We start from the raw sequence: 23,149 nt of genomic DNA on the forward strand, positions 1-23,149 counted from the left end.
CGAAAGCGAACCCTGTGACCACCGCGACCGCACCCACGACCGAGTCCGCGCCCTCCGCGGAACTCGCGCGACTCGCCGCCGCCCACGGCCTCACCCTCAGCGGCGCCCGCCCCACGCTCCCCCGCTACATCGCGGAACTCTGGGACCGCCGCCACTTCGTGACCGCGTACGCGACCGCCCGTATGCAGGCCACGTACAGCACCGCCAAGCTCGGCCAGCTCTGGCACCTGGTGACCCCGCTCCTCAACGCGGCCGTCTACTACTTCATCTTCGGCATCGTGATGAAGGCCAGCCACGGCGTGCCGGACTACGTCCCCTTCCTGATCACCGGCATCTTCGTCTGGGACTTCATCGGCAGCTCCATCAACGCCGGGACCCGCGCCGTCCACAGCAACCGGGGCCTGGTCCGCGCCCTGCACTTCCCGCGCGCCAGCCTGCCCATCTCCACGGTCGTCCAGCTCTTCCAGCAGCTGCTCGTCACCATGGGCGCCCTGGTCATCCTGCTGCTGGCGTTCGGCCAGCGGCCCGCCTGGTCCTGGTTCCTGGCCGTCCCGGCCCTGATGCTGATGGCCGTCTTCGCGGCCGGCTGCGCGATGGTCATGGCACGCATCGGCAGCAAGAGCCCGGACGTCAGCCAGCTGATGCCCTTCATCCTGCGCACCTGGATGTACTCCTCGGGCGTCATGTGGTCCATCGACCAGATGCTCCGGTCGGACCACCTGCCGCACCACTGGGTGCTCACGCTGCTCAAGGTCAACCCCGCGGCCGTCTACATCGACCTGATGCGCTTCGCGCTGATCGACAGCTTCCAGGCGCACTCGCTCCCGCCGCACGCGTGGCCGCTCGCCATCGGCTGGGCCCTGCTCGCCGGCGTCGGCGGATTCATCTGGTTCTGGAAGGCAGAAGAGGAGTACGGACGTGGCTGACACCGCGGCGCAGACTGACACCCGGGTACCGACCGTCATCGCCGACGGGGTCCACGTCATCTACAAGGTCCACGGCGCCGGCGCCCGCAAGGGCGGGGCCACCGCGGCGCTCAGCCGGGTCTTCTCCCGCAAGGCGCCCCCCGGCATCAAGGAGGTGCACGCCGTCAAGGGCGTCACCTTCACCGCGTACAAGGGCGAGGCCATCGGCCTCATCGGCTCCAACGGCTCGGGCAAGTCCACCCTGCTGGCCGCCATCGCCGGTCTCCAGCCGGTGGCCCGCGGCCGGATCTACTCGCACGGCCAGCCGTCCCTGCTCGGCGTGAACGCCGCCCTGATGAACGACCTGACCGGCGAGCGCAACGTCGTCCTCGGCGGCCTCGCGATGGGCATGTCCAAGCAGCAGATCCGCGAGCGCTACCAGGACATCGTCGACTTCTCCGGCATCAACGAGAAGGGCGACTTCATCTCCCTGCCCATGCGGACGTACTCCTCGGGCATGGGTGCCCGGCTGCGGTTCTCCATCGCCGCCGCCAAGGACCACGACGTCCTGATGATCGACGAGGCCCTGGCCACCGGCGACGCGGCCTTCCAGCGACGCAGCCAGGCCCGCATCGAGGAACTCCGCCAGCACGCCGGCACCGTCTTCCTCGTCAGCCACGGCATCAACACGGTCCGCGAGACCTGCGACCGCGCGATCTGGCTGGAGGCCGGTGTGCTCCGCATGGACGGCCCCTCGGCGGAAGTCTGCGACGCCTACGAGGCCTTCACAGCGGGCCGCTGACCTTTCCTGGGCTCCGCCCAGACCCGCGCCTCAAACGCCGGCGAGGCTGGATTTTCCAGCCCCGCCGGCGTTTGAGGCGCGGGGGTCCGGGGGCGGCGCCCCCGCAACGGCGCCGCACCCGCGGACACTCCGGAACCGCAACGGGCCGGGCCCGGGACCACGAAGGTCCCGGGCCCGGCCCGTTCCGTACAACCCCGCGATCAGCTGTGCACGCGCAACAGCGACCGCATCGTCCGCATCGCCACCGACAGGTTCGCCAGGTCGAAGTCGTCCGACCCCTGGATCTCGTCCAGAGTCGTCCGCGCCCGCCCGATGATGGCCATGTTCTTCTCCTCCCACGCCTTGAAGCGCTCCTCGGGAGTCGAAGTGCCGTTGCCCACCGACAGCACGTCCGCGGTCAGCGCCGCGTGCGCCGCGAACAGGTCCTCGCGGATGGAGGCGCGGGCCATCGACTGCCAGCGGTCGGACCGCGGCAGCTCGATGATCCGGTCCATCAGCTGGGTGATGGCCAGACGGTCGGCGAGGTCGTAGTACACCTCGGCGACCTCCAGCGGGTCCACACCCGTGCGGTCCGCGATCGCGACGATGTCCAGCGCCGGGAAGGCGGAGGAGAACCCGGCCACCTTGGCGGCCAGTTCCTCCGGGACGCCCTCGCCCGTCAGCTCGTCCAGGATCGACTGGTACCACTCCAGGTCGGCGCCGCGCACCAGCTTCGGCAGCTCGGCCCAGACCTGGCCCACCCGCTCCTGGAAGAAGGCGATGGTCTCGGTGATCTGGAGGGGCTGCGGCCGGTTGTTCAGCAGCCAGCGGGTACCGCGCTCGACCAGGCGACGCGAGTGCAGCCGCACCCGGGTCTGGACGTCGGCGGCGACCTTGTTGTCGAGCGCCTCCACCGCGTCCCACACGTCGGCCAGGCCGAAGATCTCGCGGGCCGCGAGCTGCGCGCGCACGATCTCCTCCGTGGAGGCCCCGCTCTCCTCGCGCAGACGGTGCAGGAAGGTCGAACCACCCGTGTTGACGGTGTCGTTGACCAGGATGGTGGTGATGATCTCCCGGCGCAGCGCGTGCGTGTCGATCTGCTCGGTGAGCCGCTCGGCCAGGGCGGCCGGGAAGTACGCGAAGAGCAGACGGCGCAGGTACGGGTCGTCCGGGAGCTCGGTGGCGATGAGCTCGTCCGCCACCGTGATCTTGGTGTAGGCGAACAGCACGGCCAGCTCCGGCTGGGTCAGGCCCTTGCCACCGCCCAGCAGCTCGCGGATCTGCCGGTCGGTGGGCAGGAACTCCAGCGCCCGGTCCAGCAGCCCGTCGCGCTCCAGCCGGCGCATGTAGCGCTGCTGGGCGTGGAGCAGGCTCGGGGCCTGGGCCGCGCCGTTGGCGAGCGCGACGTTCTGCGCGTAGTTGTTGCGCAGCACCAGATGGCCGACCTCGTCGGTCATCTGGGCGAGCAGCTTGTTGCGCTGTTTGACCGTCATGTCGCCGTCCGTGACGACCGCGTTGAGCAGGATCTTGATGTTCACCTCGTGGTCGGAGGTGTCCACGCCCGCGCTGTTGTCGATGGCGTCGGTGTTGACCTTGCCGCCCTCGCCGCCCGCACCGGTGCGGGCGAACTCGATCCGGCCGAGCTGGGTCAGACCCAGGTTGCCGCCCTCGCCGATGACCTTGGCCCGCACGTCGGAGCCGTTGACGCGGATGGCGTCGTTGGCCTTGTCGCCGACGTCCGCGTGCGTCTCGGCGGTTGCCTTGACGTACGTACCGATGCCGCCGTTCCACAGCAGGTCCACGGGGGACTGCAGGATCGCCTTCATCAGGTCGGCCGGGGTCATCTTGGTGACGCCCGCCTCGATGCCGAGGGCCTCACGGACCTGCGCGGTGATCGGGACGGCCTTCGCGGAACGCGGGTGGATGCCACCGCCCGCCGAGATCAGCGAGGTGTCGTAGTCGGCCCACGAGGAGCGCGGCAACTCGAACAGGCGCCGGCGCTCGGCGTAGGAGGTGGCCGCGTCCGGGTTCGGGTCGATGAAGATGTGCCGGTGGTCGAAGGCGGCGACCAGGCGGATGTGCTCGGAGAGCAGCATGCCGTTGCCGAACACGTCGCCGGACATGTCACCGACGCCGACGACGGTGAAGTCCTCGGTCTGGGTGTCGTGGCCCAGCTCGCGGAAGTGCCGCTTGACGGACTCCCACGCGCCGCGGGCGGTGATGCCCATGCCCTTGTGGTCGTAGCCGGCCGAGCCGCCCGACGCGAAGGCGTCCCCGAGCCAGAAGCCGTAGGACTCGGCCACGCCGTTGGCGATGTCGGAGAAGGTCGCGGTGCCCTTGTCGGCGGCGACGACGAGGTAGGTGTCGTCCTCGTCGTGGCGGACCACGCCCTTCGGGGGCACGACCTCACCGGCGACCATGTTGTCGGTGATGTCGAGCAGCGCCGAGATGAAGATCTTGTACGAGGCGATGCCCTCGGCGAGCCAGGCGTCACGGTCCACCGACGGGTCGGGGAGGTTCTTCGCGACGAAGCCGCCCTTGGCGCCGACCGGCACGATCACGGTGTTCTTGACCATCTGCGCCTTGACCAGGCCGAGGATCTCCGTACGGAAGTCCTCGCGGCGGTCGGACCAGCGCAGGCCGCCTCGGGCGACCTTGCCGAAGCGCAGGTGGACGCCCTCGACGCGCGGGGAGTACACCCAGATCTCGAAGGCCGGGCGCGGGGCCGGCAGGTCCGGGATGGCCTGCGGGTCGAACTTCATCGACACGTAGGAGTGCTGCTCGCCCACGCCGTTGAGCTGGAAGAAGTTCGTGCGCAGCGTGGCCTTGATGAGGGTGAGGAAGGCCCGCAGGATGCGGTCCTCGTCGAGCGAGGCGACCTGGTCCAGGGCCCCGTCGAGCTCCTCCAGCATGGCGTCCACGAGCTCGCTGCCGGCGGTCTGGCGCACCGGCGCCATCCGGGCCTCGAAGAGCGAGACCAGCAGTCGGGTGGTGTGGACGTTGTTGCGGAGGGTGTCCTCCATGTAGTCCTGGCTGAAGGTGGAGCCGGCCTGGCGCAGGTACTTGGCGTACGCGCGCAGGACGACGGCCTGCCGCCAGGTGAGCCCGGCGCTCAGCACCAGGGCGTTGAAGTTGTCGTTCTCCGCGTCGCCCTGCCAGACCGCGGCGAAGGCGTCCTGGAAGCGCTCGCGGGCGTCGTCGCCGAGGTAGCTGTCCCCGTTGCCGGAGAGGGGCATCCGCAGACCGAAGTCGTAGATCCAGGCGCTGACCCGGTCGGAGCGGCGCAGCTCGTACGGGCGCTCGTCGGTGACCTCGACGCCCAGGCGCTGCAGCACCGGCAGGACGGCGGAGAGCGAGACCTGGTCGCCGGTGCGGAAGATCTTGAACCGGCGCTCGCCGGGGCCCGCGCCCACGGGCTCGTAGAGCGAGAGCGCGAACTGGCGGTCGCTGGCGGCGAGCCGCTCCAGGTGGACCAGGTCGGCGACGGCCGCGCGCGGCGAGTGGTCGGCCTTGTAGCCCTCGGCGAAGGAGGTGCCGTAGCGGCGCAGCAGCTCGGCGGCGCGCTCCTCGCCGCACTCGGCGATCAGCGCCTCCTGGAAGCCGTCGGCCCAGGAGCGGGCGGCCTCGACGAGCCGGCCCTCGATGCGCTCGACGTCGGAGTCGGTCAGCGCGGGCAGCTCGGTGCCCTGCGGGACGCGGACGACGAAGTGGATGCGGGAGAGGATCGACTCGGTGTTCCACGCGGTGAAGTCGACGCTGATGCCGCCGAGCTCCTCGCGCAGGATGTCCATCAGGCGCAGCCGCACCCCGGTGGTGAACCGGTCGCGGGGCAGGTAGACGAGCGCCGAGTAGTAGCGGCCGTACTCGTCCTGGCGCAGGTACAGCCGCAGCCGGCGGCGCTCCTGGAGGTACAGGACGGAGGTGACGATGGCCTGGAGCTGGTCGACCGGGGTCTGGAACAGCTCGTCGCGCGGGTACGTCTCCAGGATCTGCAGCAGGTCGCGGCCGTCGTGGCTGCTCGGCGCGAAGCCGGCGCCGTCGAGGACCTCGACGACCTTGCGGCGGATGACCGGGACGCGGCGCACGGACTCGGTGTACGCGGCGGAGGAGAACAGGCCGAGGAAGCGGCGCTCGCCGACGACGTTGCCGTCGGCGTCGAACTTCTTGACGCCCACGTAGTCGAGGTACGAGGGGCGGTGCACGGTGGAGCGGCTGTTGGCCTTGGTCAGCACCAGCAGGCGGTGCTCGCGGGCCTTGGCGCGGGCGTCGGCCGGCAGCCGGTTGAAGGACGGCGAGACCGGGTGGCCGTCGTCCTTGCCGCTGTGGTGCGGGTCGGAGCGCAGGATGCCGAGGCCGGTGCCGGGCACGGCGGCCAGGGAATCGCCGTCGACGAGGTTGTACTCGCGGTAGCCGAGGAAGGTGAAGTGGTCGTCGGCGAGCCAGCGCAGCAGCTCACGGGCCTCTTCGAGCTCGTACTCGCGCAGGTCGGGGGCGGTGTGCTCCTCGGGCAGGCCCTCGGCGATGCGCAGCGCGGCGTCGCGCATCTTCTCCCAGTCCTCGACGGACTCCCGAACGTCGGACAGGACGCGCAGCAGATCGGCGTTGATCTGCTTGAGGTCGGCGCGGTCGGTCTCGCGGTCGATCTCGACGTGGATCCAGGACTCGACGAGGGAGTCGTGGGGGCGCGCCGTGCGGGGACCGTGGGCGTCGCAGTCGGGACCGAGGATCTCGATCAGCTTGCCGGTGACGTCGCGGCGGACGACGACCTGCGGGTGGATCACGACGTGGATGCCGCGGCCCTGGCGGGACAGCTCGTTCGTCACGGAGTCCACGAGGAACGGCATGTCGTCGGTGACGACCTCGACGACGGAGTGGCTGGAGGTCCAGCCGTTCTCCTCCACCGTGGGCGTGTGCACGCGCACGTTCGCGGTGCCCTGCGGCCGGTTCTCGGCGAGCCGGTAGTGCGAGAGCGCGGCTCCGAACACATCGACCGGGTCCCGGTCCGCGAGGTCCTCTGGCGCCGTGTGCAGGTAGTAGCGCTGGAGGTAGGAGAGAACCGTGTCCTGGTCTGGACGCTCTCCCCGCTCGGACCCAGTCGGAAGTAGCCCCCCGGCCGGGCTGTGCTCAGCTACCCGGGCCGCCCGTGCGAGCAGCTCGGCCTTTGCTTCGTCCAGCTTGGTCTGCATGTCCTCTGGCTCCTGTCGCGCGCCATTGCGTGACGTAGGTGAAGGAAGGAATGACATAGCGCCGCGAGGCGGGGTGTCCGTTCGGGATCGACGCTATGCCGTCGAGAGAGCCGACCGGGAGGGAATGAGCCATGATCGGCCGACGGTCCCGGGGGCGGGGATCAGCGAAGGCCCGGGCACGGTCGTGCGCCGGGCGCAGGCCGGAGGCACCAGTGCCCCCGATGACTATCGCGCTGATCACGGGTACAAGGCTATCCCGACCTACCCCCAGGACGTCATTCGCTGCATCTGTACAAATCTTGGGGTAGAACTTTGACACTCTGGCCAGCGACGTGACCGGCCGTCCGTGCAGCGGCCCGTTCCGTCGTTATCCGGCCAGCTCGCGAGCTGTCCGTACGGCCTCGGCCAGGCTGTCCACGACCGGCACTCCGGCTGATTCCAGACTGCTGCGGCTGTGCGAACCGCCCGTGTAGAGCACCGCCCGCGCACCCACGTGGGCGGCCGCGAGGGCGTCGTCCACGGCGTCTCCGATGAGGACCGTACGGTCCGCCGTCACACCCGTCCCGTCCAGGGCGGCCAGGTGGCGTACGAGGTGTCCCGCCTTGGAGGTGTGGGAGGGTCCGATCCGGCCGTCGACGCGCAGGAAGTGCCGGTCGATGCCGTGGGCCCGGACCAGGGGGACGAGCTTGTCGTGGGGCGCGAGGGACAGCAGGGACTGGGTGAGCCCGTCCAGCTGCCAGTCCCGGAGCAGCTCCCGGGCCCCCTCGGCCAGCCCGGCGTCCTCGGCGGCGGCCCAGTAGTGGCGGTGGAAGGTGTCGTCCATGACGAGCCACTCCTCCTCGGTGGGCAGCCGCCCCATGAGGCGCTCGTAGAACTTCGGCACCGGCACGACGTACAGGTCGCGGTAGGTCTCCAGGGTGATCGGCGCGAAGCCGAGCTCGGCGAAGGAGGCGTTGGTCGCGGCTATGACGGCGTCGATGTCGTGCAGGAGCGTCCCGTTCCAGTCCCAGACGATGTGGTCCGGGCGGGTGGCGGCGCTCGCGGCGGTCGTCTCGCTCACTTCAGCAGCCCCGGGATCTCCTGCAGGCCGAACCACAGCAGGTCGTGGTCCTCGGCCCCGTCGACGGTGAGCTGCGCGTCCGCGTCGCCGCCGTCGGCGGCCTCCAGGGCCCGTACGGCGGCGGCCACGTCCTCTTCGGCGTCATCGGCGTCCACGTGCACGGCGGCGGCCACGGAGAGCCGTACGGCGGCGGCGAGGGCCACCCGGCCGAGCGCGGCCTCGTCGGCCCCGGGGGTGGCGGTGGCGGCCTTGTCGTCGACGTCGAGGGCGACCACGACGCGCCGGCGCGGGGCGTCCGCGTCCGCGGCGACCAGCCGCAGGGAGGCGAGGGCGGCCCGGTTCAGGGCCGCGTACTCCAGCTCCTCGATGTCGTCCGACGCGTACCACTCGCGCAGACCGGGAGTGACGGCGTACGCCGGCAGCGGGGCCGGGCCCAGCTCACCCGCCCGGTGCACCTCGGCGAGCCCGGGGAGGGTCAGGGGGACGTACACGCGCATGGCCGGCTGCTTTCGGTAGTCGGAAACGCCCTCAGGATACGACTCGGACGCCGCCGGGCGGGTGATGGACCCCGTCCCCCTTCGGGCGCCGGACCGGGGGCCGCACCCGTCCACCCGGGTACGCGGGCGGGCGCCGGCCGGGGCGGGTGACCGGCCGCCGCCCACCCGGATAGGTGAAGCGGGCCGGTGGCCGGGCGGGCCGCGGGCGTGGTTGCGGAGCGTGTTCGGCGGCCGTAGAAGATCCCCATCAAGTTACCGCCCGGTACCGCTCCGGGCCCGGACCGTTCGGGGGCAGCTGGCGATGGACACCACGATGCGCGGCACGATGACCGGCAACGACGGCAGCCGCCGGCGGGCCGCGGGCCGGACCCGGACCGGGCCCGCGGGCCGCCGGGACCCGCGGCGCCCCGCCGGCCCCCCGCGGACCCTGCGGCTCGGCCCGCACCACTGGTTCGCCGAACACCTCCTCGCGGTGGTCAGCGGCCTGCGCCCGGTCCACTCGCTCCTCGGCCACACCATCGGCCCCGCCTACCAGCAGCTGATCGCCCTGGCCCCCACGGACCCCCTCCGCGACCGCCTCCGCCCGGTCGTCCGCCAGTGCGGCCGCTTCACCCCGGGCCCGGGGGTCATCGAGGCCTTCGCCCGCATCGCCACGGGCGACCGCCTCACCGCCATGGCCTTCCGCCTCGAACAGGGCCCGGACCTCCGCTGGCGCTGCGCCGCGGTGGAAATCCAGGGCCCCCGCCCGTGACTCAGCCCCGCCGAATCCAGCCCCGCCAGGGGGTACCTCCCAGCGGTAGCTGGGGGAGTTTGAGGCGCCCCCCTCAGCCCCGCCGGCGTTTGAGGCGCGGGGTCTGGGGCGGAGCCCCAGCAGCGGCGCCGCACCCGCACACGACGCGGCCGGGGCCGGACACCCACGGTGTCCGGCCCCGGCCGACAGCTCCAGCTCAACCCGCGATCGGCGGGTTACTTCTTGCGGCGACGCCCGCCCGCGGCCTTCTGCGCCTTGCGCCGCTCCGCCCGCGTCATCCCGTCACCCTCGGCGCCGAGGGAGTCGCTCTCGAAGTCGCCCTCGATGACACCGCCCGCCCCGTCCACCGTCGGGGCGGAGAAGTGCAGCCGGTCCGGCCGCTGCGGAGCGTCCAGCCCCTTCGCCCGGATCTCCGGACGCGCACCCGCCGGCTCCTTCGTCAGCGACGGAGCCACGTCCTGCACCGGAAGCTCCTCGACCTGCTGCTCGACCTGGACCTCCAGGTTGAACAGGTAGCCGACGGACTCCTCCTTGATGCCCTCCTGCATGGCGTTGAACATGTCGAAGCCCTCGCGCTGGTACTCGACCAGCGGGTCCTTCTGGGCCATCGCCCGCAGGCCGATGCCCTCCTGCAGGTAGTCCATCTCGTACAGGTGCTCACGCCACTTGCGGTCGAGCACCGACAGGACCACGCGCCGCTCCAGCTCGCGCATGATCTCGGAGCCGAGCGACTTCTCGCGCGTCTCGTACTGCTCGTGGATGTCGTCCTTGACGGACTCCGCGATGAACTCGGCGGTGATGCCCGCGCGGTCGCCCGCGGCCTCCTCCAGCTCCTCGATGGTGACCTTCACCGGGTAGAGCTGACGGAAGGCGCCCCACAGGCGCTCCAGGTCCCACTCCTCGGCGAAGCCCTCGACCGTCTCGGCCGCGATGTACGCGTCGATCGTGTCGTCCATCATGTGGCGCACCTGCTCCTGGAGGTCCTCGCCCTCCAGGACGCGGCGGCGCTCGCCGTAGATGACCTCACGCTGGTTGTTGAGGACCTCGTCGTACTTCAGGACGTTCTTGCGCGTCTCGAAGTTCTGGGTCTCCACCTGCGACTGGGCCGACGCGATCGCGCGCGTCACCATCTTGTTCTCGATCGGCACGTCGTCCGGCACGTTCGCCATCGCCATGACGCGCTCGACCATCTGCGCCTTGAACAGGCGCATCAGGTCGTCGCCCAGCGACAGGTAGAAGCGGGACTCGCCCGGGTCGCCCTGACGGCCGGAACGGCCGCGCAGCTGGTTGTCGATACGGCGCGACTCGTGGCGCTCGGTGCCCAGCACGTACAGCCCGCCGAGCTCCTTGACCTCCTCGAACTCCGCCTTCACCGCGGCCTCGGCCCGGGTGAGCGCCGCGGGGAGGGCGTGCGCCCACTCCTCGATGTGCTCCTCCGGGTCCAGGCCCCGCTGGCGCAGCTCGGCCTCGGCGAGGTCGTCCGGGTTGCCGCCGAGCTTGATGTCGGTACCGCGGCCGGCCATGTTCGTGGCGACCGTGACCGCGCCCCGGCGGCCGGCCTGGGCGACGATCGTCGCCTCACGGTCGTGCTGCTTGGCGTTGAGCACCTCGTGCGGGATGCCGCGCTTGGAGAGCTGCTGCGAGAGGTACTCGGACTTCTCGACCGACGTCGTACCGACGAGGATCGGCTGGCCCTTCTCGTGCTTCTCCGCGATGTCGTCGACGACGGCGGCGAACTTCGCGACCTCGGTCCGGTAGATCAGGTCCGGCTGGTCCTTGCGGACCAGGTCGCGGTTGGTCGGGATGGGGACGACACCGAGCTTGTAGATCTGGTGGAACTCGGCGGCCTCGGTCATGGCCGTACCGGTCATGCCGGACAGCTTCGTGTAGAGGCGGAAGAAGTTCTGCAGGGTGATCGTGGCGAGGGTCTGGTTCTCGTCCTTGATGTCCACCCCTTCCTTCGCCTCGATCGCCTGGTGCATGCCCTCGTTGTAGCGGCGACCGGCGAGGATACGGCCGGTGTGCTCGTCGACGATCATGACTTCGCCGTCGATGACGACGTAGTCCTTGTCGTTCTTGAAGAGTTCCTTGGCCTTGATCGCGTTGTTGAGGTATCCGACGAGCGGGGTGTTCACCGACTCGTAGAGGTTCTCGATGCCGAGCCAGTCCTCGACCTTGGCGACACCGGACTCGTGGATGGCGACGGTGCGCTTCTTCTCGTCGACCTCGTAGTCGCCGGTCTCCTCGATGCCCTTCAGCGGCTGGCCGGCCTCGCCCTTGGTCAGGCGGGTCACCAGCTTCGCGAAGTCGCCGTACCACTTCGTGGCCTGGTCGGCGGGGCCGGAGATGATCAGCGGGGTACGGGCCTCGTCGACGAGGATCGAGTCGACCTCGTCGACCACGGCGAAGTTGTGGCCGCGCTGGACGAGCTCGTCCTGGGACCACGCCATGTTGTCGCGCAGGTAGTCGAAGCCGAACTCGTTGTTCGTGCCGTAGGTGATGTCGCAGCTGTACTGCTCGCGGCGCTGGGCCGGCGACATGTTCGCCAGGATGCAGCCGACCTCCAGGCCGAGGAACTTGTGCACCCGGCCCATCAGCTCGGAGTCACGCTCGGCGAGGTAGTCGTTCACCGTGATCAGGTGGACGCCCTTGCCGGACAGCGCGTTCAGGTAGGCGGGCAGCGTGCCGACGAGGGTCTTGCCCTCACCGGTCTTCATCTCGGCCACGTAGCCGAGGTGCAGCGCCGCGCCACCCATGATCTGGACGTCGTAGTGCCGCTGGCCGAGAACGCGCTTGGCCGCCTCGCGTACGGTCGCGAAGGCCTCGGGCAGCAGGTCGTCCAGGCTCTCGCCGTCCTGGAAACGCTGCTTGTACTCGTCCGTGAGCGCTCGCAACTCGGCGTCGGAGAGGTTGACGAAGTCCTCTTCGATGGAGTTGACCTGGTCCGCGATGCGGTGCAGTTTGCGCAGGATCTTGCCTTCGCCTGCACGCATGAGCTTGTTGAAGACGGACACCGAGGTTTGTCTCCTTGCCGGTCGGGCCTGGGCACTGTACGTACACGGGCACGGCAGGTGGGCCCCACCGCAACGGCCATCGTAAGCGAGGACGTGGCCGCGTCGGGAGGTCCGCCGTTCCCGCGAGGGCACGGGTGCCCGTATTGAGAACGTACGGGGGACACCGAAGGTGCCGCATCGCCCGGAGGGATCACCGAAAATTGTTCGCCACCGGTACCGGCACGGCAGCAGAATCCGTTCATGGAGCCCAAGACACTCAGCAGTGAGCGATTGGTATTGCGGCCCTTCGTCCCGTCGGACGAGGACGAGCTGTATGCGGCGGCCCGGGACCCGGACGTCCAGCGCTGGACGCTGGTGCCCTCCCCCTACGAGCGCGAGCACGCGCACACCTATGTGAACGAGACCGTGCCGAACGGCTGGCGCGACGGCACGGCCTTCGCCTTCGCCGTACGCCTCGGGGCCGAGGGCCCCCTGGTCGCGGCCGTCGGCGTGCACATCCACACCGTGGAGAGCACCGAGATCGGCTACTGGGCGGTCAAGGAACACCGCGGCCGGGGCTACATGACCGAGGCGGTCCTGGCCGTCGCCCGCTGGGCCTTCACCGAGCTGGGCATCGGACGGCTGGAATGGCGCGCCGAGGTGGGCAACGCGGGCTCCCGCGCCGTGGCCGAGAAGGCCGGCTTCCAGGTCGAGGGCATCCTGCGGGCGGGCATCATCCACCGCGGCACGAACCGCGACTGCTGGGTCGGCGCCCTCCTCCCCTCCGACCTGGGCCTGACCCCCGCACTCCCCTACCTGCCGGCCCCCGTCGACTAGGCCGTCGGTCGACTCCCGTACGCGCCCGCTGTCAGTGGCGCCCCCTAGGCTGCGGCGCATGAGCAACCCGCCGCCGCACGTGTCCCTGTCCGCCGACGAGGCCCGGCGCATCGCCCTGCGCGCTCAGGGCTTCATCGGCGCACCCGACCGGCGCGGCGGGGTCCGCGGTGTCCTGCGCCACCTGGGCGCCGTACAGCTGGACACCATCTCGGTCCTGGCCCGCTCGCACGAGCTGATCCCGTACGCGCGGCTGGGCGCGGTGGGCCGGGACACCGTGGAGCGGGCGTACTGGTCGGACCGGCACGCCTTCGAGTACTGGTCGCACGCCGCCTGCATCCTGCCCATCGAGGAATGGCCGCACTTCGCGTTCCGCCGCCGGGCCAACCGGGCGCGCGGCCACCGCTGGCACATCCTCCAGGACAAGCAGCACTCGACGCGGGCGGTCCTGGACCGGCTGAAGGCGGACGGCCCCCTGACCTCCACCGAGCTGGGCGGCGCCAAGAACGGCGGCGAGTGGTTCGAGTGGTCCGAAACCAAGATCGCGGTGGAGTGGCTGCTGGACACCGGCGAGGTGGTGTGCAGCGAGCGCCGCGCCTGGAAGCGGGTCTACGACCTTCCCGAGCGTGCCGTTCCCGACGCGCTGCTCCACGACGACCTGGACGACCGTGAGTGCGTGCGCCGGCTGGTCGCCCTGGCGGGCCGGTCCCTGGGCGTCGGCACCCGCGCCGACATCGCGGACTACCACCGCCTCAAGGGCGAGCAGTTCGACGCGGTGGTCGCGGACTCGGGGCTGGTACCGGTCGAGGTGGAGGGCTGGGCCAAGCCGGCCTGGGCGGACCCGGCGGCCCTCGCGGAGGCTCCCAGGGGCCGCCACCGCACGACGCTGCTCTCGCCCTTCGACTCCCTGGTCTGGGACCGTCCCCGCACGGAGCGGATCTTCGGTTTCACGCACCGCCTGGAGGCGTACGTGCCCAAGCCGAAGCGGATACACGGGTACTTCGCGATGCCGCTGCTGGCGGGCGGCCGGCTCCAGGGCCGCGTCGACCCGGCCCGCGAGGGCCGCACGCTGGTCGCCCGGCAGCTCTCGCTGACCTCCCCGAAGGCCGCGGCCCCGATGGCGCGGGCCCTGCGGGAGGCGGCGGAATGGGTCGGCTGCGAGGACGTACGCGTCGAGCGCGCGAGCTCGCCCGCGGAAGCGGCGGCCGTCACCGCGGAACTGGCCGCGCTCTAGACGGCCCGGGCGCTAGCGGATTTCGAGGATCTTTTCCCGCATCGCGTAGACCACGGCCTCCATCCTGGAGTGCAGCTGCAGCTTCTCCAGGATGTTGCGGACGTGGTTCTTCACGGTGTTCTCGGAAATGAACAACTCCTTGGCGATATCACGGTTGTTCATACCGGTGGCCACGAGTTTCAGGACCTCCAGCTCCCGGTCCGTCAGCCGCGGCGCCGGCACCAGCCGCCGCTCGTCGGTCCGCTGGATCATCGACTTGAACTCGGTGAGCAGCTTCGACGCCATCGACGGGCTGATCTGCGACTGGCCGTCCGCCACCGCCCGGATCGCCGTGGCCACCTCGTCCGTCGAGATCTCCTTCAGGAGGTACCCGGTCGCGCCCGCCTTGATCGCGTCGTAGAGGTCGGCCTCCTCGTCGCTGATCGTCAGCATGATGATCTTCGCGGAGGGGGCCACCTCCTTGATCGAGGTGCACGCCTCGATCCCGCCGCGCCGGGGCATCCGCACGTCCATCAGCACGATGTCCGGAAGCAGGTCGGCCGCCTTGTCCACGGCCTCCGCCCCGTCCCCGGCCTCGCCGACGACCTGGATGTCCTCCTCCTGCGCGAGGACGATCTCCAGTCCCCGCCGGAAGAGCGCGTGGTCGTCGACCACGAGCACCCTGATGGGCTCCCGGGCGGGCTCCTGCGCCGGGTCGCCGCCATGGCAGCCCGCGACGCCGCCGTCCGCGCGCACCGGCCCGAAGCTGTCCGCCATCGTTCCTCCCCCTGCATGTGCTCAGCTGCTGGGCCAACCGGACACACACCGCAGCCGGTTGACTGCACGCCATGATTCCATGCCCGCACCACGGCCCGGGGGCCAAAAGTGAGCCACCTGGCGCATACCCGTCGCATACCGGTCACGCAGGCGCCCCCGCGAAGGCGCCGGAACGCCTGCGCGGGGGCGATGTACGGAGTACGGATGTGCCCGGCCTCAGCCGCCGAGCGCGCCACCGGCGCCGCCCCGCGGTTCCTCCGAGCTGGAGGCACCGTCGGGGTTCACGTGGATGACGCCGTAGTCATAGGCATGACGGCGGTAGACGACACTGGGCAGCTTCGTCTCGGAGTCGACGAACAGATAGAAGTCGTGGCCGACCAGTTCCATCTCGTACAGGGCCTGGTCGAGCGACATGGGTGCGGCCGAGTGGGTCTTCTCGCGAACGATGAGCGGGCCTTCGCCCTGCACCTCGAGGGATCCGATCCGGGTGATCGGCACCCCGTCCGTCTTCTCCTCCGACACCGGCTGCCCGCTGCCGTTCAGCGATGCGACGCCCGGCACCACGTCGGCGACCTCCGCCGCCGAGAGCCGGCCGTTGCCACGGCGGGTGTAACGCTTGTCGTGCTGCTTGCGCAGCCGGGCCTCCAGCTTGTCCTGAGCCAGGTCCAGCGCCGCATACGCGTCGGCGGCGGCGGCCTCGGCACGGATCACCGGGCCCCGCGAACGCAGGGTGATCTCCACGCGGTCGGAACGGTCGGCCTGGCGCGGGTTGTGCTCCTTGGACACCTCGACGTCCAAGCTGATCACCTTGGCGTCGAGCTTCTGGATCCGCTCCGGATTCAGCTTCTCGGCCACGTGCTTGCGGAACCGCTCGGGCACCTCGGTCTTGCGGCCCTTGACGACGATGTCCACGCAGAACTCCGTTCCCGGATAGCTCCGCCCGACGGGGCGAAGCGTCTCCCTTTCGCACCAGACTCCGGTGAAGGCCGGAGCCTCGGACTTGGCGACTTTCACCTCCTCCTCCCCCATCGGCAAGATCAACACCCCACCGACTTCGGAGTCGAGAGACAGTCTCCTGAGTTCCTTACAACCGAACATATCCCTCTATGGCGGTTGTCGGCACCCGCTACCGGAATGTACTTCCAGTCAGGTGACTGTTCCCTCTTACTACCTGCAACGATGGGCCTTCCCCGCCAGTTCCAAATCTATTCACAAGATTTTTGTTCTGTCCGAGTTGCTCAAAGGCGTGGCGCCCGTTCGATCCGCCTGAAGGAGTCCGCCGGCGCGGCCACCACCGCCGCCCGCAGCACCGCCCCCGGGCCCGCCGCCGCCGCCACCAGCCCCGCGGCGCGCACCGCCCGGGCCGCCTCCGCCAGCGTCGCCCCGGTGGTGATCAGGTCGTCCACGAGCACGATCCGGGCCGCCCCGGCCGTGAGCCGCCGCCCGTCCCGGCGCACCGCCAGCGCCCCCGCGACGTTCTCCCGGCGCTGCCGGGCCCCCAGCCCCGCCTGGTCCGCCACCGCCCGCCGCAGCCCCAGTACGGGCGCCACGCGCGCGGGAACACCGGCTCTCCGCAGCCGCCCCGCGGCCGCCAGCGCGATCCTGCGCGCCGGATCGTGCCCGCGCGCCCGGACCTGCCGCCGCGCCGACGGGACCGGGACCAGCGCCACGTCCCCCGCAGCACCCGCAGCACCCGCACCGCCGCGACCGCCCGCCAGGACGGCCGCCGCCAGCGCGGCGCCGAGCACCCCGGCCAGCGGCAGCGCCCCGCGCTCCTTGTGCGCCAGCAGGAGGCTCCGTACGGCCCCCTCGTAGACGGCGGCGGCCCGCACCACCGGCAGGCCCGCGGGCGGCGGAGACGGCCGCACCGGCCCCTCCCCGGCCCCGCTCAGCGCATCCCGGCACTCGGCGCACACCAGCACCCGGACCGCCCCGCAGCCGGCGCAGTCGACCGGCAGGACCAGCCCGGCGAGCTCCTGCCACCAACCCCGCATGACTCCACACTGACGGGCGGGGCCGCCGGGCGCGACCCCTGTGGACGACCCGGCGAGGGCAGGTCAGCCCGGGTACACCGGAGCCCGGCCGCCCGCCCCCGCCGCCACCGTGCGCCACTGGGCACCCGGCGGCAGCCACACGATCCCGTCCTCCGAGTACGCGACCACCGGCTTCGGCTTCGCCTCGTCCTCCGTGGCCGCGACCGCCACCTCCGACAGCCCGGTGGCCCCGGGCAGGCTCGCCGCGACCATCGAACCGTCGGCCAGCATGTAGCGGGCCTGCTGCACGCCGCCGTTCTCCCGGCCCACCACGAGCAGCCGCCCGCGCGGCGCCCAGCTCATCGCCGTCACATCGACCATCTGCGGGGCCGCCGGACGCAGCTCGCGCACCGACACCGCCGAGGAGTCGCCCTTGCCGTCGGGCCGCTCGATCCGCCCGACGTACAGGACCTTGCTGCCGTCGGGCTGATCCACCAGCAACGCGATCCGCACACCGTCGGCCGATGCCTTCAGCGAGGCGATCCGCCGGCCGTCGAGCCCCGCCACCTGCACCTTCTCGGGCGTTCCGGCACCACCGGGCACCCGCCACAGCCCCGGGGACTGCGGATCCCGGTCCGCGACCCACAGATCACCCGAGGCGTCCCAGCTCGGCGCGGTCAGGACCGGGGCCTTGCCGCCCTTGCCGACCGGCATCGGCTGCGGCATCGTCCCGCCCCCGACCAGCGGCACGACGTACAGCGCGTGCTCGTCCTCGGAGACCACGGCCGCGCGCCGCTCGTCGTGCGAGACCGCCGCCGATCTGACCTTGAACCCGGGCGGGGTGGCCAGCGGCCCCGGCACCGGTTCCGGCCGGGCCTGCTGGTCCTCGCTGCTCGTGTCCAGCTTCATCCGGACCAGCCGCTTCTCGCTGTCGACGAAGTACTGGAACTCGGGGATCTTGGGCCGGCCCGCGATGGCGGCCGCGCTCACCTCGCTCACCGAACACAGCGAGGTCGACTTGCCGCCCGCCCGCACCAGTTCGACCTGGTCGAGCCGGGAGCCCGTCAGATCCTTGACGGTGTACAGGAGTTGGGTGGCCATCTTCTTGCACTGCGGCTGCGCGACGTTCTCGGCCTTCTCGTTGAGCGGCACGCGCAGCGTGTTCTGCCCGTCGTACGAAAGGGACTTGGTGCCCGGGCTCAGTTCCGTACCGGTCGGGAAGCTGGACTCCACGACCGGGGCGAGCCACCGCGACGGCCCCGCCAGCAGCGACTGCACGGTCTGCGTGGTCGGGTCCATCCGCGAGTCCGGGTCGGTGCGCTGACGCACGTACACGGGGTCGGCGACGAGCGTGCCGCCCGCGAAGTAGTACTTGTTGACCGGCATGTAGATGCGCTGGAAGTCCGACTCGCTGAGCACGAGACCGCTCGGCGGGGTCGAGATCCGCCACTGCTTGTCCTCGTTCTGGACGAGCTGGAGGAACTCCTCGTACTCCCTGGCCCCGGTCTGCGGCTGGTACGCGCTGTGCTCGTCGACGGTCGCGAGCTTCTTGCCGGTCACCTTCCAGCGGGGCCCCTCGGGGTCCTTCTCGCCGCGGTTCGGAACCCGGTTGAGCCCGGAGGAGAGCACGGTGACGGCCGAGCCGGGCTTCCAGCTCTTCGCGGCCGCCTCGGTGAGGTACTTGCGGGCCGTCTCCAGCTGCGGGTCGTCGCTGGTCATCGCCTCCAGGAAGCCGTCGACGATCTCCGCCGGGCTGGCCTTGTCCGCGGGCGGTACGCCGAACACCCGGACCTGCGAATCCACGCCCTGCGAGGCCTGCACCGGCCGGATGTCGCCGCGGTCCGGCATGGAGGCGCAGCCCGCGAGCAGCAGCCCGGCCGCACCGAAGGCGTACGCCCGTACGGTGCGCAGCCGACGGCGCCGCACCCGCGCACGCCCCGCCCGCGCGTCCAAGGGCTCAGCGTCCATCGGCTCGGTCCTCCTGTTGTGCCTGCTCGGCCGGGCGGGCCACGACCCGGGCCCCGTTCCCCGGCAAGGCCGTCGGGTCGGCGGGCACCGGCATCGCTCCGGCGACGGGCGAGCGCGGGGGTATCGGCGAGCGGTCGCCCGCGTCGGCCGGCGTACGCTCCGCCGCGCCGCCCGCGGCCTCGGCCGCGGCCCTGGCCCGGTTGGCGCGGTTGGCCCGGGAGTCCTCGGGCTCCAGCGGGATGGGCGAGCCCCGCAGCGGCTCGTCGGCCGTGCGCGGCAGGGTCAGCCGGAACTGCGAACCGCCGCCCGGCTCGCCCCAGGCCTGCAGCCAGCCCCCGTGCAGCCGGGCGTCCTCGACCGCGATCGACAGGCCGAGGCCGGTCCCGCCGGTCGTGCGCGCCCGCGCCGGGTCGGCCCGCCAGAAGCGGTTGAAGACGCGGGTGGCCTCGCCGGGCTTCAGCCCGACCCCGTAGTCCCGTACGGCGACGGCGACGGCCCCGCCCGCGGACGCCAGCCGGACCACCACGTCACGGCCCTCGCCGTGCTCCACGGCGTTGACGACCAGATTGCGCAGCACCCGCTCCACCCGCCGGGCGTCCGCCTCGGCGATGACCGGCTGGGTGTCGCCCAGCACCCGGATCCGGGTGCCCTTGTGCTCGGCCAGCGGCTCGGCGCCGTCGATGACCCGGCGCACGACGTCCCGCAGGTCGATGGGCTCGGCCTCCAGGGCCGCGGCCCCGGCGTCGAAGCGGCTGATCTCCAGCAGGTCGGCGAGGAGCGACTCGAACCGGTCGAGCTGCCCGGCGAGCAGCTCGGCGGAGCGCGCGGTGATCGGGTCGAAGTCGACCCGGGCGTCGTGGATGACGTCGGCGGCCATCCGTACCGTCGTCAGCGGGGTGCGCAGCTCGTGCGAAACGTCCGAGACGAACCGGCGCTGCATCCGGGACAGCTCCTCCAGCTGCTGGATCTTGTTCTGGAGGTTCTGCGCCATCTTGTTGAAGGCCTCGCCCAGGCGCGCGATGTCGTCCTCACCGGTGACCTTCATCCGCTCCTGGAGCCGCCCGGCCGAGAGCCGCTCGGCGATCCCGGCGGCCATCCGCACCGGCGTCACCACCTGGCGCACGACGAGCCAGGCGATGCCGCAGAGCAGGACGACGACGAACAGGCCCGCGGTCACGATGGTGACCTTGATCAGATTGAGGGACTCCTCCTCCTGCGTGAGCGGGAAGAGGTAGTACAGGTCGTACGGGTCGCCGTTGATGTCCGAGAGCCGCTTGCCGATGACCAGCGCCGGCTCGGGCTCCTTGGCACCGTCCCCGCTGGTGTACCGGATCTCGGAGAAGGTCTTGAAGGCACCGGTGGCATGGTTGACGGCCCGGCGCAGCGGCAGCGGGACGCTGGCGGTCGGATCCACGTTGCCGGAGGCCCGGGCGCCCTTGACGCCCTGCGTTCCGGGCAGCGCCTCATCGCCCGTGCCCGCGCCCAGCGCGACGACCTCGAACGCGGTCTGGCCGCCACTGGCCAACTGCTTGACCAGGGAGTTCATCCAGGTACTGGCGTCCCGGCCGACCTTGTTGTCGGTGGCGTCGGGCCCGTCCACGGCGGCCGGGGCGTTGGCCTTCTCCTGCGCCACCGCGAACCCGCCCGCGGCCTGGCTCTGCGCCGCCTCCTCCTTGGCCTCCAGGAGACCCCTGCTGACCTGGGCGATGACGACGAAGCCCAGGGCGAGGACCACGGCGAGCGAGATCAGCAGGGTTGCGGCGACCACCCGGAGCTGGATGTTGCGCCGCCACAGCCGGACGGCCGGAAGCAGCGGCCGGCGCGCCAGGCGCAGGAACAGCCGCAGGACCCGGCTGCTCGACGCGCGGTCCCGGAACAGCCGGCCGAAGCGCAGCCGCCACGGGTGGTAGCCGCCCGGGACCCTGCCGGACGCACCGGACGTACCGGACTGCACGTCAGCTGGGTCCGGCCTTGTAGCCGACACCACGCACCGTCACGACGATCTCGGGACGCTCCGGGTCCTTCTCGACCTTGGAGCGCAGACGCTGCACGTGCACGTTGACCAGGCGGGTGTCCGCCGCGTGCCGGTAGCCCCAGACCTGTTCCAGCAGCACCTCGCGGGTGAAGACCTGCCAGGGCTTGCGCGCGAGGGCGACCAGCAGGTCGAACTCGAGCGGGGTCAGCGCGATCGAGGCACCGTCCCGCTTGACCGAGTGCCCGGCCACGTCGATGACCAGGTCACCGATGGCCAGCTGCTCGGGCGCGGGCTCCTCCGAACGGCGCAGACGGGCCCGGATACGGGCCACCAGCTCCTTCGGCTTGAACGGCTTCACGATGTAGTCGTCGGCCCCGGACTCCAGACCCACGACGACGTCGACCGTGTCGCTCTTGGCGGTGAGCATGACAATGGGCACGCCTGACTCGGCCCGGATCAGGCGGCAGACCTCTATGCCGTCCCTCCCGGGCAGCATGAGGTCCAGCAGCACCAGGTCCGGCTTCGCCTCCCGGAAGGCAGCAAGTGCCTTGTCACCGTCCGCTACGAACGACGGCTCAAAACCTTCTCCACGCAGCACAATGCCGAGCATCTCGGCCAGCGCGGTGTCGTCGTCGACGACAAGGACGCGTCCCTTCATGGTTGACATCATCCCATTAGCTAATCGTTGCCCGGCGGTGAGCTGTCCCACAGCCAAAAGGGCTGGAAATCGACCCTCGGGCCTGTGTGGAGATCAGCTCCACCAGTCTGCCCCCGATCGGGTCGACTATTGAAGGTACGGGGTGCGAACAACCCTCGGTACCGCCCGGAACCGTCCGACCGGTCGGGATCACCCCGGAACGACCCTCCCCGCCCGGCCACCGCACCCGATCCGCCGCCCACCCCCTACTCCGTTCGGGCCCCCCACGTGGCACGATGGCAGCGACCAGCGCCCCGCCGCGGCAGGCGCACATGAAGGAGTGACGATGAACGACTCTCCGGGCTGGGCTACGCCCGGATCCTCTCCGTCCGACGGCGAGCGGCCGGGCACCGACGGCGGCGCGCAGCAGCCCGCACCGTCCGCGCAGCCCGCACCGCCCGCCGGCGATCCGAAGTGGTCCGCCGAGCAGCCGCCGCCCGGTCAGTGGTCGAGCCCGGGCACCACGCCCGCGGCCCCCCAGGCGCAGCCGCAGCCCACCACGGGCTGGGGACAGCAGCCCGGCACCCCTCAGGCGGGCCAGTACGGCCCCCAGCACGGCTACCCGGGCGGCCCCGGCCAGTGGGGCCAGCCCCCCGCCGCCAAGCCCGGTGTGATCCCCCTGCGGCCCCTGGGACTCGGCGAGATCCTCGACGGCGCGGTCGCCACCATGCGCACCCACTGGCGCGCGGTACTGCCCATCACCCTCGTCGTGGCCACCGTCGTCCAGGTGATCAGCGTGATCGTCCAGAAGTTCATGCTGGACGACCTCGCCTTCGCCGCGACCCCGGACGCCGGCCCCGAGGAGATCATCGACTCGCTCGGCAGCACCATCGGCGCGTCCGCGGTGATCCAGTTCATCCAGGCCCTCGGGACGATCGTCGTCACCGCGATGCTCACGATGGTCTTCAGCCGCGCCGTGCTCGGCCAGCACTCCTCGGTCTCCGACGCCTGGCGCGAGGCCCGCCCCCAGCTGCTGCGCCTGATAGGGCTCACCCTGCTGATGGCCCTCGGCGCCGTCCTGCTGGGCGCCGTACTGATCCTGCCGGGCGTCCTCACCGACACCATCGGCCTCGCCATCCTCGGCTTCGTCCTCTGGCTGCCGCTCCTGGTCTGGCTGGGCATCAAGTTCACCCTGGCCTCGCCCGCCCTGATGCTGGAGAAGAGCACCGTCCTCAAGGCCTTCGCGCGCTCCTCGAAGCTCGTCAAGGACACCTGGTGGCGCATCTTCGGCATCACGGTGCTCACCACCGTCATCGCCTTCTTCATCTCGGCGATGATCGTCGCCCCGTTCCAGATCATCAGCCTCATCGTCTTCAGCGGTGGCCTCGACTCCATCGAGGACGGCAGCGGCATGAACAACTGGGGCGTACTGATCGCCCCCGCGATCGGCCTGATCATCGCGCAGACCATCGTCATGCCGTTCCAGTCCGGCGTCACCGTGCTCCTCTACGTCGACCAGCGCATCCGCCGCGAGGGACTCGACCTGGAGCTCGCCCGGGCCGCCGGCCTCGAGAACTACGGCACGACCGGAGGCTGACG

16 protein-coding genes are annotated in these 23,149 nt (G+C 71.1%); 6 read left to right on the forward strand and 10 right to left on the reverse strand.

Going from position 1 to position 23,149, the window contains the following annotated elements:
- The first annotated feature begins 14 nt into the window (after window positions 1–14).
- Together JYK04_RS17760 and JYK04_RS17765 are read left to right on the forward strand one after the other, a co-directional pair.
- Window positions 15–926: an ABC transporter permease gene (locus tag JYK04_RS17760; RefSeq protein WP_189747335.1), complete on the forward strand. Its 912-nt coding sequence runs from the start codon at window positions 15–17 to the stop codon at window positions 924–926.
- Window positions 919–1,707 carry an ABC transporter ATP-binding protein gene (locus JYK04_RS17765; protein ID WP_189747337.1) on the forward strand — a complete coding sequence of 263 codons (789 nt, stop codon included), beginning with the start codon at window positions 919–921 and terminating at the stop codon, window positions 1,705–1,707. The genes JYK04_RS17760 and JYK04_RS17765 overlap by 8 nt, the downstream gene beginning before the upstream one ends.
- A 200-nt stretch (window positions 1,708–1,907) precedes the next feature.
- Here JYK04_RS17765 and JYK04_RS17770 read toward each other — a convergent pair whose 3' ends face one another.
- The 3 genes from JYK04_RS17770 to JYK04_RS17780 all read right to left on the reverse strand — a co-directional run bounded on the left by JYK04_RS17770 (window position 1,908) and on the right by JYK04_RS17780 (window position 8,429).
- Window positions 1,908–6,872 carry an NAD-glutamate dehydrogenase gene (locus JYK04_RS17770; RefSeq protein WP_189747339.1) on the reverse strand — a complete coding sequence of 1,655 codons (4,965 nt, stop codon included), beginning with the start codon at window positions 6,870–6,872 and terminating at the stop codon, window positions 1,908–1,910.
- Between the two features lie 367 nt (window positions 6,873–7,239).
- A complete protein-coding gene (locus tag JYK04_RS17775) occupies window positions 7,240–7,932 on the reverse strand; it encodes an HAD family hydrolase (protein ID WP_189747341.1) in 693 nt (230 codons plus the stop codon).
- A complete protein-coding gene (locus JYK04_RS17780) occupies window positions 7,929–8,429 on the reverse strand; it encodes a DUF6912 family protein (protein WP_189747343.1) in 501 nt (166 codons plus the stop codon). Before JYK04_RS17780 ends, JYK04_RS17775 begins: the two co-directional genes overlap by 4 nt.
- Before the next feature lie 301 nt (window positions 8,430–8,730).
- Here JYK04_RS17780 and JYK04_RS17785 point away from each other — a divergent pair, with 301 nt between their 5' ends.
- The gene (locus JYK04_RS17785) at window positions 8,731–9,180 is read left to right on the forward strand and encodes an Rv3235 family protein (RefSeq protein WP_229876894.1); all 450 of its coding nucleotides are present in this window, start codon (window positions 8,731–8,733) and stop codon (window positions 9,178–9,180) included.
- A 215-nt stretch (window positions 9,181–9,395) separates the two neighbouring features.
- Here JYK04_RS17785 and secA read toward each other — a convergent pair whose 3' ends face one another.
- A complete protein-coding gene (secA, locus tag JYK04_RS17790; RefSeq protein WP_189747345.1) occupies window positions 9,396–12,194 on the reverse strand; it encodes a preprotein translocase subunit SecA in 2,799 nt (932 codons plus the stop codon).
- Window positions 12,195–12,434: 240 nt separating this feature from the next.
- Here secA and JYK04_RS17795 point away from each other — a divergent pair, with 240 nt between their 5' ends.
- Both JYK04_RS17795 and JYK04_RS17800 read left to right on the forward strand, forming a co-directional pair.
- Window positions 12,435–13,010 (forward strand): GNAT family N-acetyltransferase, encoded by a 576-nt coding sequence (locus tag JYK04_RS17795; protein WP_189747346.1) that lies wholly within the window; start codon window positions 12,435–12,437, stop codon window positions 13,008–13,010.
- Between the two features lie 58 nt (window positions 13,011–13,068).
- A complete protein-coding gene (locus JYK04_RS17800; RefSeq protein ID WP_189747348.1) occupies window positions 13,069–14,241 on the forward strand; it encodes a winged helix-turn-helix domain-containing protein in 1,173 nt (390 codons plus the stop codon).
- A 12-nt stretch (window positions 14,242–14,253) separates the two neighbouring features.
- Here the strand turns inward: JYK04_RS17800 and JYK04_RS17805 are convergent, their stop codons facing one another.
- The 6 genes from JYK04_RS17805 to mtrA form a co-directional block, all read right to left on the reverse strand.
- Window positions 14,254–14,997, reverse strand: coding sequence for a response regulator (locus tag JYK04_RS17805; RefSeq protein ID WP_189747350.1), 744 nt, complete (start codon window positions 14,995–14,997; stop codon window positions 14,254–14,256).
- Between the two features lie 216 nt (window positions 14,998–15,213).
- Window positions 15,214–15,909: a ribosome hibernation-promoting factor, HPF/YfiA family gene (gene hpf, locus JYK04_RS17810; protein WP_030010104.1), complete on the reverse strand. Its 696-nt coding sequence runs from the start codon at window positions 15,907–15,909 to the stop codon at window positions 15,214–15,216.
- Window positions 15,910–16,235: 326 nt separating this feature from the next.
- Complete coding sequence (locus JYK04_RS17815; protein ID WP_189747352.1) at window positions 16,236–16,991, reverse strand: ComF family protein; 756 nt, start codon at window positions 16,989–16,991, stop codon at window positions 16,236–16,238.
- Between the two features lie 63 nt (window positions 16,992–17,054).
- Window positions 17,055–18,938: an LpqB family beta-propeller domain-containing protein gene (locus JYK04_RS17820; protein ID WP_189747354.1), complete on the reverse strand. Its 1,884-nt coding sequence runs from the start codon at window positions 18,936–18,938 to the stop codon at window positions 17,055–17,057.
- Window positions 18,928–20,892 carry an MtrAB system histidine kinase MtrB gene (gene mtrB / locus JYK04_RS17825; RefSeq protein ID WP_373297536.1) on the reverse strand — a complete coding sequence of 655 codons (1,965 nt, stop codon included), beginning with the start codon at window positions 20,890–20,892 and terminating at the stop codon, window positions 18,928–18,930. The genes JYK04_RS17820 and mtrB overlap by 11 nt, the downstream gene beginning before the upstream one ends.
- Window position 20,893: 1 nt before the next feature.
- The gene (gene mtrA, locus JYK04_RS17830; protein WP_189747360.1) at window positions 20,894–21,583 is read right to left on the reverse strand and encodes a two-component system response regulator MtrA; all 690 of its coding nucleotides are present in this window, start codon (window positions 21,581–21,583) and stop codon (window positions 20,894–20,896) included.
- 313 nt (window positions 21,584–21,896) lie between these two features.
- Between mtrA and JYK04_RS17835 the strand changes: the two genes are divergently transcribed.
- On the forward strand, window positions 21,897–23,147 hold the full coding sequence (locus JYK04_RS17835; RefSeq protein WP_189747362.1) for a glycerophosphoryl diester phosphodiesterase membrane domain-containing protein: 1,251 nt from the start codon (window positions 21,897–21,899) through the stop codon (window positions 23,145–23,147).
- Window positions 23,148–23,149: the final 2 nt, after the last annotated feature.

Source organism: Streptomyces nojiriensis, assembly GCF_017639205.1.
GTDB lineage: Bacteria > Actinomycetota > Actinomycetes > Streptomycetales > Streptomycetaceae > Streptomyces > Streptomyces nojiriensis.

Coding starts and splice junctions, on each gene's coding strand:
- mtrA (WP_189747360.1), bottom strand. CDS start 21,583: ATGATGTCAACCATGAAGGGACGCGTCCTTGTCGTCGACGACGACACC.
- JYK04_RS17770 (WP_189747339.1), bottom strand. CDS start 6,872: ATGCAGACCAAGCTGGACGAAGCAAAGGCCGAGCTGCTCGCACGGGCG.
- JYK04_RS17795 (WP_189747346.1), top strand. CDS start 12,435: ATGGAGCCCAAGACACTCAGCAGTGAGCGATTGGTATTGCGGCCCTTC.
- JYK04_RS17815 (WP_189747352.1), bottom strand. CDS start 16,991: ATGCGGGGTTGGTGGCAGGAGCTCGCCGGGCTGGTCCTGCCGGTCGAC.
- JYK04_RS17835 (WP_189747362.1), top strand. CDS start 21,897: ATGAACGACTCTCCGGGCTGGGCTACGCCCGGATCCTCTCCGTCCGAC.
- JYK04_RS17800 (WP_189747348.1), top strand. CDS start 13,069: ATGAGCAACCCGCCGCCGCACGTGTCCCTGTCCGCCGACGAGGCCCGG.
- JYK04_RS17780 (WP_189747343.1), bottom strand. CDS start 8,429: ATGCGCGTGTACGTCCCCCTGACCCTCCCCGGGCTCGCCGAGGTGCAC.
- JYK04_RS17785 (WP_229876894.1), top strand. CDS start 8,731: ATGGACACCACGATGCGCGGCACGATGACCGGCAACGACGGCAGCCGC.
- JYK04_RS17820 (WP_189747354.1), bottom strand. CDS start 18,938: ATGGACGCTGAGCCCTTGGACGCGCGGGCGGGGCGTGCGCGGGTGCGG.
- JYK04_RS17805 (WP_189747350.1), bottom strand. CDS start 14,997: ATGGCGGACAGCTTCGGGCCGGTGCGCGCGGACGGCGGCGTCGCGGGC.